Origin of the sequence: Mycolicibacterium stellerae (assembly GCF_003719305.1) — a bacterium.
Lineage (GTDB): Bacteria > Actinomycetota > Actinomycetes > Mycobacteriales > Mycobacteriaceae > Mycobacterium > Mycobacterium stellerae.
Map to the genome: position 1 here is coordinate 26,929 of NZ_RARC01000040.1, position 12,783 is coordinate 39,711.

The window sequence follows — 12,783 nt, forward strand, 5'->3', positions numbered from 1 at the left end:
TGGTCTCCTCCGGTGAATCTCGTTGTCTGCGGGTGTTCATCGAGCTCATTGCGGTCTCTGCGCCTGGGTGAGCGGGGCCGCCTCGGCGGGTGCCGCCAGGGTGTCGTGCTGGGTCATCGCGTCGGTGCGACTGAGCGCGGGCCCGGGAGCGAATACCCGGATCAACGGCCACGGTGCCTGTCGCGCCATCGGCGGTGAAATGCCAAGTGCCCGGAGCGTCTCGTCTTCCAGCGAGATTCCGTACCGCACGCCCTGATCGCTGATCCACCACATGGACTCGCGGCTGGTGGCGTCCGGCGCGGCGCCGGTGGTCATCACCAGGTTGGTCGCCCCAGGAGACATATATACCTGGTCGGCCTCGATACTCGTAGCCGACCGGTCATTCTTGACCAGCTGCAACAACCGGTCGTCCGACCCGATCGGGATGGGCAGGCCCTTGCCGGAAAGCACCATGGTCTGCGAGGTTCGGTCGGTCGACCCCTTCGACCAGTTCAGGCAGGTGACCGGATTGGTCGCGGTGTCGACGAGCTCGAGCCGGGTGGCGGGGTAGTAGTCGACGGGGAGAGTCTCGACGACGGGAACGCTGGCGAGCCGGTCTGGAGCGACCACGACCGGTAGCTCGTCTCCGAACGAGTTGGCCGACCGCAACAGCGACGCCACGAACGGCGAGATGGGCTGGACGCCGTTGCGCAGCAGCACATAGAAGTTGTCGGCGTCGGTCTGCAGATCACGCACCGAAAGCACCGATCCGACGACAGCACCGCGGGCCACGTTGAACTGCGACGGTGCGCCCGCCCCAGGGATCGCCGGGGTGTTCAGCGGTTCGGTTGCGGGCAGCGCATCGAACAGCGGCGTCGAGATCTTCACCGGCTGCGGGGCGTCGGAGTCGACGCCGAGCGCAAGGCTGACCGCCTTGTTGGACAGGTCGATCTCGGAGCGCTGCCCATCCCAGACGACGTAAGTCTTGTCGTCGTGCTCGGCGAGCACCGCCTTCGGTGGTTGCAGCGGCGTGGCTCGTGATCCGACCGTAAGGGGACCGCCGATGGCCGTGACGACGGGCGCGGCGTTCGGATTGTCGGGCGCGCTGTCGCAGATCGTCCACTCCGAGCTGTCGGCGGTGCGCAGCGGCATGGTCGACGGCGCACCGGCAATGCCCACCGACGGGCCCTGCGGGTATTTCGCGAGCTCGTTGGCTTTGACGAAGGTGGGGTTACTCGACTGGCCGGTGATGAGCCGCGCACTGATCAGATTGACCGCAGGGTGCAGCCGGCCGTCGACAAGGACGAAGGTCGCGCCGGTGTCGCGGTCGGCGAGGATCGCCGATTGTCCGACCTGCCCTGCGGGCTTGAACCAGGACAGCACGAACATCAACGCGACCGCCAGGAGCGCGAAGATGAAGCCGAGAATCAGCGATGCGCGCTGGCGCTGAACCGGATCGAACTCCATTCGCACACCGTGATGCGACAGCGCTGCGGCATTTCGCCGGTTCCAGAAGAAGTGCGCCGACACCTGGAGTCCGCTGGCCAGATTCAAAGCCATGACTCAATACCTTACTTGCGGGTTCGGCCCCGTCGAACCGCATATTCTGCGGAGCAGGGCGGCATTCGTCGGGGTATCTGTTGGCGTTTGCTGGGGATGACGCGGCGACGGCTACGCTGGCGCCTTCGCCGCGTTGAGTAAATTGCCGAGGTCTTGTCGCAGCGCCTCGGCGGAGGCGGGCCACACGCTCGTCCAGCGGGTCCCGTCCGGCCCCGTCGTATGGCTGATCGTGATGCGCCCGAACTCAGAGTCGACCACCGAGATCACATAAGGGTGGAAGTGGTTCTCGATGCCGTGCTCGATCACTGAGACAACCGCCATCGCCGATTCGTCGAGGTGCACGCCAGCCGACACCGCCGCGACCTGATCGGGCGACAGGCCCAGGCGGGCCAGTGCCGATGCCAGCACGGCGCGACCTTTCGGGACGTTCTCCTTCAGAGCGCTCTCGAAGGCTGCACTTGGCACGTTGAAGCCCGAGATCGCCGCAGCCTCACCACGGGAGAACGCATGCATTACGGTGTCGCAGATCAAATCGAGCTGTTCGTCGCTGCGTGCGGCCTCGCCCAGCGGAGCGAGCACCACCTCGTCGCCGCTGCGCGCGATCATGGCCAGCCAGCGCTCACGCTGGCAGATCGACATCACCCGCTCGTCGATGAAGGCGGGCGGGTCCTCCCCGCCGGAGATCGGTGCGTCCAGCGGCGCGGGACGACGGATGACGACCAGAACTTCTCGCTGCGGCCTGCCGACGACGGCCATCCAGTCGCGAACCGCATCGTCGACGCGACCGTCGGCGTCGATGACTCCGGCAGCCACGTGGGCTTGATACTCGGCGGTCTGCGACCACGGGACGTCGCCGAGTTCCGTCGCCACGGTGCCGTCCCCGTCCACCGACGGGATGAAGGGACGTAACCGCAACGCGGTGGGCATCTTCTCGACGCCGAGCAGCGCCTGGAGGATCCAGATTCCGTTCGGTGTCGTCGTCAGCTCCGGCATCGGTGCCCTCCTCTCGGCCGTAGACGTAGCAGGGGAGGCCAACACGTCGATCGGCCTCCCCTGCTCACGCGGGTGTGCGGTGCTTTGTCAGCCGCCGATCCCGAACGACTGGCCGGCGGCGGTGTCGGTGTTCATCATCTCGTCGAGCACGTGCATGACGGTGCTGGAATGCCTGTTGCAGACATCGACGCCTTCGTCGATGCCGCTGTTGATCAGCATCTGGGCTTGCTCGAACGACCCACCGCCGTTGCCCTCGAACTCTTCGCGGACGCTGACGAGGGTGTTTGTCGCCGATTGCCTGATGTCGTTGAGGTGACTGCTCGCCCCGCCGATGGCCTGGGCGTATTCCGGGATCATGGCCGGGTTGTACTCAAACATGGTCGATAAGTCCTTTCGGGTCAGTCAGGTCAGTGAGGTCGCAACTACTGCGCAACGCCTTGCATGGCCGCCCTGGCGGCCGCTTCCTGCTCTTCGTACCTGGTTGCCGCGGCCTGCAGGGCGTGGATCAGCTCGCCCCACTGGGTGTTCAGCTTCATCTGGGCGTTGTGGATCTCCTCGGCGGTGACCACGTTGGCCATCGACGCGTCGCCCTTCCATCCGCCGCTGGCGATGTCGTGCGAGGCGGACAGGTAATTCGTGAGAGTGCCCTCGGCCTCATTGCGCAGGTGCTCGAGTTGGGTGGCTGCGGCGCGCAGCTTATCGGCGCCGACGATAACGGTAGATGGCACGTGATGTTCCTTTTCTTCAGTTTGCTGCCTGGATGTCTAGAGCCTATTCCGCTTGCGCGGAGGTCTTTGCACCAATTTCTCGGTCAATCCTCCCTTCCGGAGCGTGGACCAACCGTCAGCTGCATGGTCCTGCCCTCGGCGGAGCCTTCCCTGCCGCGTTCGTCGCGTCCCATGTGGCCGGCAGCGCCTGCGGCGGCCGGCGCGCCGTACAGTCCGCCAGTGCCGCCGCCGGTTGCCGGGCCTGCCGATGCTGCGACCTCGGGGACGGCGGCGCCCGGCGTCCAGCCGGTCGGCAGCTTGGGGGGACCTGGCGCATTGAAGCTGCCGGTGGGCCTGGTGAAGCTGGACATCACGCCGGCTCCGCCGCCAAGGCCCCCTGCGCCGCCGCCACCGCCGCCACGTGCGGCGGCATCGGTGGTGGCCGCCAGCGTCGTCTGGTCGAACTGGCCGACCTTGTCGATGCCCGCCGTGCCGATACCGCCCCCGCCCATGCCGCTGCTCAACGGTCCGAGCATGCCCATCGCCATCTGCGGCATCTGACCCAGCATCTGCGGGAACTGACCCAGCATCTGCAGCGGCTGGGCAGCCATCTGCGGGAGTTGACCCAGCTGGCTCATCATCTGTGGCGCCATCGACGCCATCGACTGGGCCGGCGCGGCCGCTGTCTGGGCGCCCGGCTGCACAGCGCTTGCCGCCTGGTTGACTCCCGACAGGCTCTGCGACATCGCCGCGCTTGTTGCACCGCTCGCCGCGGCCTGGCTGATCGCGGCGGCCTGGCCTGCCGCGCCCGCGGGGTTCGCGGTCAACGGCGCCGGTGGCGGCGGGATGCCAAGCGTGACGAGGATCGCCGACACGATCCCCTCGTATCCGCCCATCATCCCGGCGTTGTTGGTCCAGAAGTGGCCGAAGTACTCCACGTCGAGCGCACCCATCGGCGGGAAGTTGATGCCGAAGAAGTTGGTCTTGCACAGGCCGTCCCACGTGACGCGGTTGGTCGTGCAGGCCGGCACCGGAATCATCCCCATCTTCGCGGTCACGTAGGCCTGCTCGATCGCGGCGGCCGAGGCAGCCGACTGCTGCACCCATGCGGCAAGCAGTTCGAGGGCGGCGACGTAGGGCATCGCGGTGGCCATCATCGCGGTTCCGCCGACGCCGACCCATCCAGTCGAAGCGGTGACGCCTGCGGTGGCCGCCATCTTGGCGCCCTCGGCGGTGAGCGCCGCGGCGAGCGCCTCGTACGCGGCGGCCGCCGCGGCGATGCTGGCGCCCTGGTCGCCGGCCATCAGTTGGCCGGCGTTGACCTCGGGGGGCAACGCGCTCCACTGGCCCGCCATGGACGGCTAGGCCCCTCCGATGGTGGTCGCGGCGGTGTTGATGGCCTCGACCGCGGTGTAGGTGGCGCCGCTCGAACCGATTGCGCCAGCGAACAACTCCCGCATGGCGATGTACTCGGTGAGGATGCCCGTGGTTGCGGCGCTGCGGGCGATGAGCGCCGCGGCCGCCCGCACCGACACGTCGTCGGCACCGGGGGGGATAACGGCAGAGGTGGTCCCGGCGGCGGCTGCCGCCGCACCCGCCAGGGTCGCGGCGCCGCCGCTCTCCGAGGCGGCCGCTGCTGCCAAGATCGCCGGATCGACGTTAACTAGCATGTTCTCTCCCGACTACGTAGCTGCTGTATCCAGTCTAAGGCTGGTTCTGACTACTCCGCGACACCAATTTCAGAAGCGACACCACTGTACCCTTAAGTTTGCGGGCCCGCTGGGGACGGTGGAGTCGGGGGAGTGCTCCACCCGATCAGTGCACCTGTAGTGCCTGTTCGAGTGAAGTAGGTCGCTTTGCCAGGACGCTGCGGCTCGGCGTAGATGTCCGCGACGATCTTTCCGGCGTCGCGCCGGCCGTCCAGGATCAGGATTGGCGCAAGCGAAGCGCGCAGTTTGCCAAGCACGGAGCTGCCGATTGCCACCTGATTCCAGTTTGCAACGGCGGTCGCCGCAAAGATGTGCAGGCCGGTGTCTCTGGCGCCTTCGACGTGCGGGCCCAGATTCATCAAGGGGTTGTCCATCGTGGACCACACCCCGGCATCGTCGATCACGACGAAGATCTCGGGCCCGGTGTAGAACTTCTTCGTCATCATCTCCTCCTGCGTCGTGCCGGGAGGAGGTTGCCTGCTCTCGAGCTCAGCAACGAGTTCGCGGATCGCTTCGCGGATCGCGGACTGGGTGTAGGCGTAGTCGCGCAGATGCGGGCCCCGCACAACGCCGAGCAGGGTACGGCGAGGGTCGAGCACCAGAACCTGGGCCTCTTCGGGACGGTAGAGAGAGGTGATCGACCGGCACATCACCCGCAGGAAGTTGGTCCGTCCCGACCGTGGCGCACCGACCGCGACCGCGTGCGGGTGATCGGCGATGTCGATGTAGGCGGGTCCGAGGTCGGCCTCCGAAAGGCCGAACGGGACAAGGCTCCGTCGGGTCACCGGCTGAGCAAGGCGCTGCACCTCTTCGAACGGCACCGATTCGGGCAGCCTGCTGACGGTCGCCGCCTTCTGGACGCCGGAGACCTGGGCGATCAGCGGGCCGATGTCGCGCGTCGCCACCCGGTCAGAGCCGGCCTGCTCGCCGAGCTCGGGCACACCGATCAACAGATGCATGCCCGCCTTGGTCAGCCCGCGGCCCGGCGCGTTTCGCGGCACTTTCTTGGCGAGCTGGCGGTTCATCTCGGAATCGCCCGGATCGGTCAGCCGCAGCTCGATGCGCTCGGTGGCCAACGGTTTGAGCGCCTGCTTGAAGCCCTGCAGATAACTCGTGTGCGAGATGACCACGTGCACGCCGTAGCTCAGGAGGCGTGCCAACGAGACGATGTGGTCGACGTACTGCGGATATTCGCTCGCGAACGTCGCCCAGCCGTCGATGACGAGGATGACGTCGCCGCCTGCCACCGGAACCGGTTCAGGCTTGTCGCTGAACTTGCGCCGCCGGACTTCCTCCATGTCGAGGCCGGTCTTGGCGAACACCGCCTCACGCTCGGCGACGATGCCCTGCACGGACGCGATGATGCGACCGACGCCCTCACGGTCCACCGCGGGGGCCAGGCTCGCCACGTGCGGGAGCCCGCCGATGGCCGCAAGGCTCGGGCCGCCTGCGGCGATGCAGTAGAACTGCACGCGCTCCGGCCGGTACATCAGCGACGCCGTGGTGATCATGGTGGCGACGGTGTTGGTCACCCCGGATTGCGGTCCGCCGATCACCAATGCGTTGGCGCTCAACAGATCCAGGAAGTGAACGTCCTGGCGGTGCTGGCGTGGCCGATCCTCGATTCCGACGGGAAACGCCAAGCCGGGCGTCTTGCCGTAATCGACGTCCCACGGCTTGCCCCGCACCAGCCGGACCAATTCGTCGGCGGTCGCCGGCTTCTCCAGCGGCGGCAGCCACAGCTTGCGGGGCGGACGGGCTCCTGTCGCCCGCAACGAGTCCACGATGGTGTCGACGACGGTCGGCGGCAGCTCGCCGGGCGCCAGCGGGGTTGGGGCCTGCACCTGAACCGGCGCAGGCTCCTGGCCGTTGCGCTCCGGCGGCGACAGCAGCCCGTCTTCGTCGGGCACCTCGGTCGCGGTGAACGATCGCGGCGTGAACCACGTCCCTGCGGCAGCCACCGGCGCGGGCCCGCCGTCTTCGGGCGGCGCCACGTAGGGCGGCGACGAGTAGAAGGCGCGGAACTCGCGCGGCGGACGCATGCCTTCGCGCAGATAGCCGGTGCCTTCCTTGCCCTTTTCCGGGAGGTGGGCGGCGATCGACGAGCCGATGGCCTCCCGGGAGTCCTCCTCGGTGCCGGTGCGCAGCGCCATGAAGAAGCCGATGAGGCTGCGGATCTTCATCAGCCGGTGTGCGTCGACGGTCTGGCCGGCCAGCTGGAGGAAGACGTGCATCGAACGGCCTTGTCGGACAATGCGCCAACACAGGTCGACGAACTCGGTACCCAGCTCGCTGCGGAACAGCTCCTGGTACTCGTCGATGATCACCACCAGGCCGGGAACGGGTTCCAGCGATGGGTCGACCATCCGCTTCTCGTTGTAGACGTTGAGGTCTTTGCAGTTCGTCGCCGCACACAACGCGCCGCGCCGGTCGAGCTCGCCCTCGAGCGCCTCGAGCATGCGCTCGACGAGATGCATCTCGTCGCCGAGGTTGCTGACGCTGGCGACCACGTGCGGAAACCGTTCCAGCACAATGCCTGCGGATTTCATCTTCCAGTCAAGAAACGCCACGTTGACCGTCTCCGGCGAATGGGTCAACGCCAGCGAGGTGACCTCGGTGATGATCGTCTCGGACTTACCGGAACCCGAGAACCCGATCAACACGGAGTGCATGCCCATTCCGTACTGGGAGGTCTCCTTGAGGTCGAGTTCGACCACTTCGCCGGTCGGGTCGAGGCCGATCGGAAAGCGCATCCACAGCCGGTTCTGCGTCCGCCGCGCAGACCAGAGCCGATCCACGTCGAGTTTCCGGGCATCGCGAATGCCCAAGACTTCCAACAGGTCTCGCGCCGGACCGTCGGAGGTGACCGCGGTGGCCGCGCCGACCGGACGCCACGGGGCCAGTGTGCGCGCGAACCGCTCGGCCTCGGCGATGCTCATCGTGTCGGCGACGGCGTAGAAGGCGTCGTCGAGTTCTTCTGGCAGCGATGTCACCGGTAACCCACCCCCACCCGCTTGCGCAGCACACCGCCCGACAGCCGGTAGGTCGTGTCGGGGGCGAAGCCGACGCCCCGGTGGGATGTCGCCGCCCCAGCGGGTCCGGCGCCGACCTCGGGGGCCAGCCGCAGGAAGCACACCCGCCCGACGCCCCGCTTGCCGGTGGCGCCCGCCCAGTCCTCCGCTGCGCCGCAGTTGTCGTCGACGATCACCCACAGTGGCGGTGCCGACGGATCCGGGCCGCCGTGCAACCCGCTGGCGGGCGGCGTCCACTCCTTGCGGTCGAGCAGGTCGTCGCCCGCGAAGGCTTCCAGATCGGCGGGGGAGCTGAACAGCAGCCTGCGTTCGCCGCATCCGTCGCGAGCTTCGCGATGCTGGCAGTGCGGAAGCCACTTCGCCCAATCCCAGCGGTCGGGCGCCGACGTCACGATCATGATCTGCAGATCGGCCGGGCTGTGGAACGCGGCCAGCTGACACAGCATCGCCCTGCAGATGCCGCGGACCGCGTCCATCTCGCCGACAAGTGAGATGCCGGGGCTGCGCTCAAGCCACAGCACCCTTGGCATGCCGCGGACGTGCCGCTGTTCGAGCAGGAACTTGCGCAGCGCGTGGCCGGTCGCGGGCTCGATCTTGGATGCTGCGGCGATCTGAGGCTTGTCGATGGTCATCGCCAGCTCGACCCGCCCCGTGCCCAGTCGCACCACACCGAACTCGGGGTCGCCGGGACGGCGCTCCCACATGCGGGGCGAGCCGGCAACGCTGATCAACTCCGACGGCGCCCAGTGGCTGTGTTCGCGATGCTGCCACTGCTTGCGCGCGGCTTCCTGGACCTCGTCGCGCACCTCGTCGAGGCGGGCGAAGTACTCCCTGCGGTACTGCTCGAGCTGACTCCACGGCATCTTCTGGGCGGCCCCACGTCCGCGGAACAGCATTCCGCCCATGCTCATCAGCATGATCAGCGGAAAGATAGCAAACCCGGTAGCAAGCGATCGCTGGCCCGAAACGTACATCGCGATGATGAAGCCGAGGACGCCGACAATGAGGCCGATCGGCAGCACGATGCCCCAGATGCTGCGTGGCGGCGGAACCGGTGCGGCGATGGGCGGCTCAACCGCGATCTTGCCCCCACCGGCCTCGGGAGGTGGCACGCGCGGTGGCGGCACAAACGGGCGCGTGGTCACTTTCTAACCCTAACCGAGATCTGGGCCCTGGTAGGTCGGCAACTTTTCGCGTCAGCCCTCAGCGGCTGGCCTTCCAGGATTCTTGGGCAACGACATTGGCTCTAGCAAGCAAATCGTTGAGCTTTTCCTCGAGCCCGAGGTGCGTGAGCCTGCCCGGCACCGATTCGTGAATGGACAGGCTGAGCAGGCGGCCGTCCGGGCCGAGCTGGATGCGGATGTCCCCGTCGGGGTCCATGGCGTCGGTGCGCAACGCGGCCAGCCGATCCAGGATGGCCGTCAGCTCGTCGTAGGTAGCCGCCAGTTCGGCCCGGCTGTATTTGACCTTGCCCGCGTCGTCGAGTTCGTCGAACCCGGTCATAGTCGTCGGTTCTTGACGCAAGTGCTCATCACGTGCGCTCATTATCTAACGGCGCCAACGTGATTCGCCGCAACACCGGCCCGCGAGGTGGGTCGTCGTCGCCGGCGTCGGCGTCGGCACGGGTGCGCGACGCTTCGGCCGCGGCGGCAGTGCGGTCGGAGACCTTGCCGGTGACCGGCTCGGTGTGCGGCTGCGGAGGCGTGACCACCTTCTTGTCCGCAGCCACCCGGTCGGCACCGGCGTCGCCGCCCTGGCCGTGCGGCATCATCCCGCCCATCGGCATGCCCATCGGCATCCCACCCATCGCGCTGCCGCCCGCGGGAGCCGGCGTCGTCGGGGGAGGCGCCGCACCCGCGGGGACGGTCGGCACGGTGTGCGAGGTCGACGGGGTGACGGCTGGTCCAAGCGCCCCGGCCGGATGGGTGTCGCCGACGCCACCGCCGCCCGCTCCGCCGGCCCCCTTGGCCTTGGCCAGCTCTTCGTGGTCCAGGTTGCCGACGGATTTGGCCAGCTCCGGGTCTGTCGCCTTCTTCGACGCCAAGCCGGACATCCCTTGGCTGGCGGTCTGCGCCAAACCTTGACCGGTCTGCATGAGCGCCTGCGGGACCTGACCGGCCATGCCCGCCAAGCCGCCGGCCATGCCGCCGATCGCGCCGAGTGCCGATGGCAGCATCTGCGCCAGCTGACCCGCACTCTCTCCTGCCTGTCCGGCCTGGCTCGCTTCTGCGGCACCCGCCTTGGCCAGCTGAGCCTGCCCAGGCGCAGCGGTGGCCTGGGGAATTGGACCTGCGCCGGCGGCTGCCGGGGCGCCACCCCCTGGTGCGCCGACAGGGGCCTGGGGTGCGCCGGCGCCCTTGGGCGACGTGCTCGTCTCGGTCACGCCCGCATACCGTGTCGCTTCGGCGGTTGCGCGGGCTTCGAGCATGCCGAGGTCGGTACGTGCCTGCGATGCCGCGATCTGGTCCCGCGCGGCCAGCGCCTGATTCAGCCTGTTGGTGGCGTCGGTGAATTCCTGCGGCTTGGGGGTGGCGGACACCGTTTCGCTGTAGTCGTCGGCGTGTTTACGCGACTGGCCCGCGAGCTCGAACCATCGGTCGGCGATGGTATTGAGCGCGGTGACGTGTTCGTTGAGCCGGCCCGCGAGAGCGGCGGTGCCGACGGGACTGTCCCAGAGTTCCGGCACCGTCGCGGCGACCTCTCGCACGGCGATCGCCGCGGTGTCGATGGCGATGGCGTTGTTCGTCGCGGTGTTACTGAACCCGACCCCGTTGGCCGCGGACCCGGTGTGGACGAGCTGGGCAAAGCCTTCGCCGCTGAGCGTCGCCCCTGGCGGGATGGGCACCCGCACATCGGGCGGGATCGGCGGAACGGGTTCAAGGGTGGCCAGCGTCGTGTCGTCTACGGCCACCGCTGAAGGCAGCAGTACATTCAGGCCTGCGGCGTTGAGCTCCTCCTGGGTACCGAACTTCTGCGCGATCAGGATCAGGTGCCCCGCGGCCCTGTGCAGGCTGTAGGCCTGCGCGCACGCCGCTCCCCACAGTTGCATGGAGGCCATGTCGAGGCGCGCCGCGGCTCCGCCCGATGTGGGATCGGCTGCCAGCGGCGCCATTTCGGCGAGCAGACCCTGCGCCGAAGTTGCCAGGCCAAGCAACTTCTGCGCGGCGGCGACGAGCCCAGCGACATCGACCTTCATCAGCGACCTACAGCTCTGCGAGCTTCCGCTCGGCGGTGGCGAGGTCCTGCTCGGTGGGCATATCGTCCACAGGAATCGACCTGCCCTCCAGCTCGGAACGGATCACCAGCTGCCCCTTCAGATACGCGACATCGTTGCACGCCATGATGCCCTGTGCGATTTCGATGGCCGACCGCTTCATGGCGGCGGGCTCGATCTGCACACCGAGCGTGTGCCCGGCGACGGCGACCCGGACAAAGATTGTGTTGTCCGGTGTCGCGGCGGTGAACGACTGCTCAGTCAAGGCGGAGCTCCGCGGCGTTGATCTCTTCCTGGTCGCGGAACCGCACCGCGATGGCTCGTAGGTTGTCGGCCGCCGCGCGATGCGCCGCCTCGTGGTCGGCGAACGCCGCATCACGGCGCGCCACGACGTCGTTCGCCGCCGCCTTGAATTGATGCATGATCGGCCCGTGGGTGGCCACCGACGCGAGGATCTCCGATCCCGCGCTGCGGGCAACGGCGATCTCGTCGGCCACCCCGTCATGCCGCGTGGCGACCTGGTTCAGCAGTGCAGGGGTAATCCGGATTGTTGTCATGCGGTGCTCCTACAGCAGTCGGGCCGGCCGGGTCTGGGCGGGACCGTCCTCGTCGGGTGGCCCGGGATCGTCGGGTGGACGCGGTGTGCGACGGTCCTCGGGGCGGTCGTCTTCATCGGCGTCGGTCTCGTGGTCCTCGTCCACGTCCACGTCCTCGTCCTCGGTTGTCGATGTCTCGGCGAGTTCTTCGGTGAGGTCGGGCTCGTCACCGCGGTCCAGAAGTCCCGACGCCAAGCCGGCCAGCGGAGTGGCGGCTCCAGCCAAGCCACCTGCGCCCTGGGCGGGAGCGGCTGCCGCGCCCTGCGCCGCCTGGGGCAATGCCCCAAGCGCCGAGCCGACGGCGGGCAACATGCCCGCGGTCGGATCTCCGGTCGATGCGCCGCCGGACGCCGTGGCAGGCGCAACCGCACCGGCGCGCTCGGAAATGGGGAGCAGATACCCGCTGGCGAGTGCGCGGGTGAGCTTCGCGTGGTCCTCGTCGGTCAGTGCGCCGGTTTCGACGATGTCGGCGATCTCGGCGACCTTGCTGCGCAGGAACAACAGGAAACCGCGCTCACCGGCGGGCGTATCGAGCGCCGCGACCGGGTTGTTGATGGCCTCGATCAGCTGCCGCTGAATGTCCTGCAGCGCACCACGGCCGGCCACCGTCACCGAATGGGCGGACAGGATCGCCTCGGTGAGTTGGATTTCCGCAGACCGCATTTCGGAGTAGTCATTGCTAAGCCCGGCCTGCAGCGTGCGGACGGCGTCTGCGGCCGCGCCGGACTGTGGAGTGTCGACAGAAGGGTGCGTCACAGCAATCCGCCGCCGAGGTCATCCTGGAGGTCGGGGCGCGGCGCGAATTCTGCAGGCAACGTCGGCCTTCCCGCGCCGTCGAACAGCTCCTGGGCGTGCGACAGGGCCGTCAGCACGGTGCTGACCTGCCCGAGCAGCCATCCGTCCACGTCCGCCCCTTCCGTCGCCAGTCAGCCTAACGCGCAGTGCGGAGGCCTTTCTGCGGCAATTTCAAGGTGGAGAGCAAACTGGCGCTCG

Annotated in this window: 14 protein-coding genes; all 14 read right to left on the reverse strand. The window is 68.0% G+C overall.

The window, feature by feature from the left end:
* Positions 1-45 precede the first annotated feature (45 nt).
* The 14 genes from eccB to D6M19_RS34445 all read right to left on the reverse strand — a co-directional run bounded on the left by eccB (position 46) and on the right by D6M19_RS34445 (position 12,695).
* Complete coding sequence (eccB, locus tag D6M19_RS30820) at positions 46-1,539, reverse strand: type VII secretion protein EccB (RefSeq protein ID WP_123029092.1); 1,494 nt, start codon at positions 1,537-1,539, stop codon at positions 46-48.
* Positions 1,540-1,650: 111 nt separating this feature from the next.
* Positions 1,651-2,532, reverse strand: coding sequence for an ESX secretion-associated protein EspG (locus tag D6M19_RS30825; RefSeq protein ID WP_234835129.1), 882 nt, complete (start codon positions 2,530-2,532; stop codon positions 1,651-1,653).
* Between the two features lie 87 nt (positions 2,533-2,619).
* On the reverse strand, positions 2,620-2,910 hold the full coding sequence (locus tag D6M19_RS30830) for a WXG100 family type VII secretion target (protein WP_123029093.1): 291 nt from the start codon (positions 2,908-2,910) through the stop codon (positions 2,620-2,622).
* A gap of 44 nt (positions 2,911-2,954) precedes the next feature.
* Complete coding sequence (locus tag D6M19_RS30835) at positions 2,955-3,260, reverse strand: WXG100 family type VII secretion target (protein ID WP_123029094.1); 306 nt, start codon at positions 3,258-3,260, stop codon at positions 2,955-2,957.
* 83 nt (positions 3,261-3,343) lie between these two features.
* Complete coding sequence (locus D6M19_RS30840) at positions 3,344-4,594, reverse strand: PPE domain-containing protein (protein WP_123029095.1); 1,251 nt, start codon at positions 4,592-4,594, stop codon at positions 3,344-3,346.
* Between the two features lie 6 nt (positions 4,595-4,600).
* Entirely contained in the window at positions 4,601-4,909 is a 309-nt protein-coding gene (locus tag D6M19_RS30845; RefSeq protein WP_123029096.1) for a PE domain-containing protein, read from the reverse strand.
* 92 nt (positions 4,910-5,001) lie between these two features.
* Positions 5,002-7,941, reverse strand: coding sequence for a type VII secretion protein EccCb (gene eccCb, locus D6M19_RS30850; RefSeq protein WP_234835130.1), 2,940 nt, complete (start codon positions 7,939-7,941; stop codon positions 5,002-5,004).
* Complete coding sequence (locus tag D6M19_RS35030) at positions 7,938-9,125, reverse strand: hypothetical protein (protein WP_234835131.1); 1,188 nt, start codon at positions 9,123-9,125, stop codon at positions 7,938-7,940. The genes eccCb and D6M19_RS35030 overlap by 4 nt, the downstream gene beginning before the upstream one ends.
* Before the next feature lie 58 nt (positions 9,126-9,183).
* Positions 9,184-9,483 (reverse strand): hypothetical protein, encoded by a 300-nt coding sequence (locus D6M19_RS30855; RefSeq protein WP_123029097.1) that lies wholly within the window; start codon positions 9,481-9,483, stop codon positions 9,184-9,186.
* A 28-nt stretch (positions 9,484-9,511) separates the two neighbouring features.
* Positions 9,512-11,176 (reverse strand): hypothetical protein, encoded by a 1,665-nt coding sequence (locus D6M19_RS30860; protein WP_123029098.1) that lies wholly within the window; start codon positions 11,174-11,176, stop codon positions 9,512-9,514.
* Positions 11,177-11,183: 7 nt separating this feature from the next.
* Positions 11,184-11,459 (reverse strand): DUF2694 family protein, encoded by a 276-nt coding sequence (locus tag D6M19_RS30865; RefSeq protein ID WP_234835132.1) that lies wholly within the window; start codon positions 11,457-11,459, stop codon positions 11,184-11,186.
* Complete coding sequence (locus tag D6M19_RS30870) at positions 11,452-11,751, reverse strand: type VII secretion target (RefSeq protein WP_123029100.1); 300 nt, start codon at positions 11,749-11,751, stop codon at positions 11,452-11,454. The genes D6M19_RS30865 and D6M19_RS30870 overlap by 8 nt, the downstream gene beginning before the upstream one ends.
* Positions 11,752-11,760: 9 nt before the next feature.
* On the reverse strand, positions 11,761-12,546 hold the full coding sequence (locus D6M19_RS30875) for a DUF4226 domain-containing protein (RefSeq protein ID WP_123029101.1): 786 nt from the start codon (positions 12,544-12,546) through the stop codon (positions 11,761-11,763).
* Entirely contained in the window at positions 12,543-12,695 is a 153-nt protein-coding gene (locus D6M19_RS34445; RefSeq protein ID WP_164478778.1) for a hypothetical protein, read from the reverse strand. The genes D6M19_RS30875 and D6M19_RS34445 overlap by 4 nt, the downstream gene beginning before the upstream one ends.
* Positions 12,696-12,783 lie beyond the last annotated feature (88 nt).

Coding starts and splice junctions, on each gene's coding strand:
- eccB (WP_123029092.1), bottom strand. CDS start 1,539: ATGGCTTTGAATCTGGCCAGCGGACTCCAGGTGTCGGCGCACTTCTTC.
- D6M19_RS30825 (WP_234835129.1), bottom strand. CDS start 2,532: ATGCCGGAGCTGACGACGACACCGAACGGAATCTGGATCCTCCAGGCG.
- D6M19_RS30830 (WP_123029093.1), bottom strand. CDS start 2,910: ATGTTTGAGTACAACCCGGCCATGATCCCGGAATACGCCCAGGCCATC.
- D6M19_RS30840 (WP_123029095.1), bottom strand. CDS start 4,594: ATGGCGGGCCAGTGGAGCGCGTTGCCCCCCGAGGTCAACGCCGGCCAA.
- D6M19_RS30845 (WP_123029096.1), bottom strand. CDS start 4,909: ATGCTAGTTAACGTCGATCCGGCGATCTTGGCAGCAGCGGCCGCCTCG.
- D6M19_RS30855 (WP_123029097.1), bottom strand. CDS start 9,483: ATGACCGGGTTCGACGAACTCGACGACGCGGGCAAGGTCAAATACAGC.
- D6M19_RS30860 (WP_123029098.1), bottom strand. CDS start 11,176: ATGAAGGTCGATGTCGCTGGGCTCGTCGCCGCCGCGCAGAAGTTGCTT.
- D6M19_RS30870 (WP_123029100.1), bottom strand. CDS start 11,751: ATGACAACAATCCGGATTACCCCTGCACTGCTGAACCAGGTCGCCACG.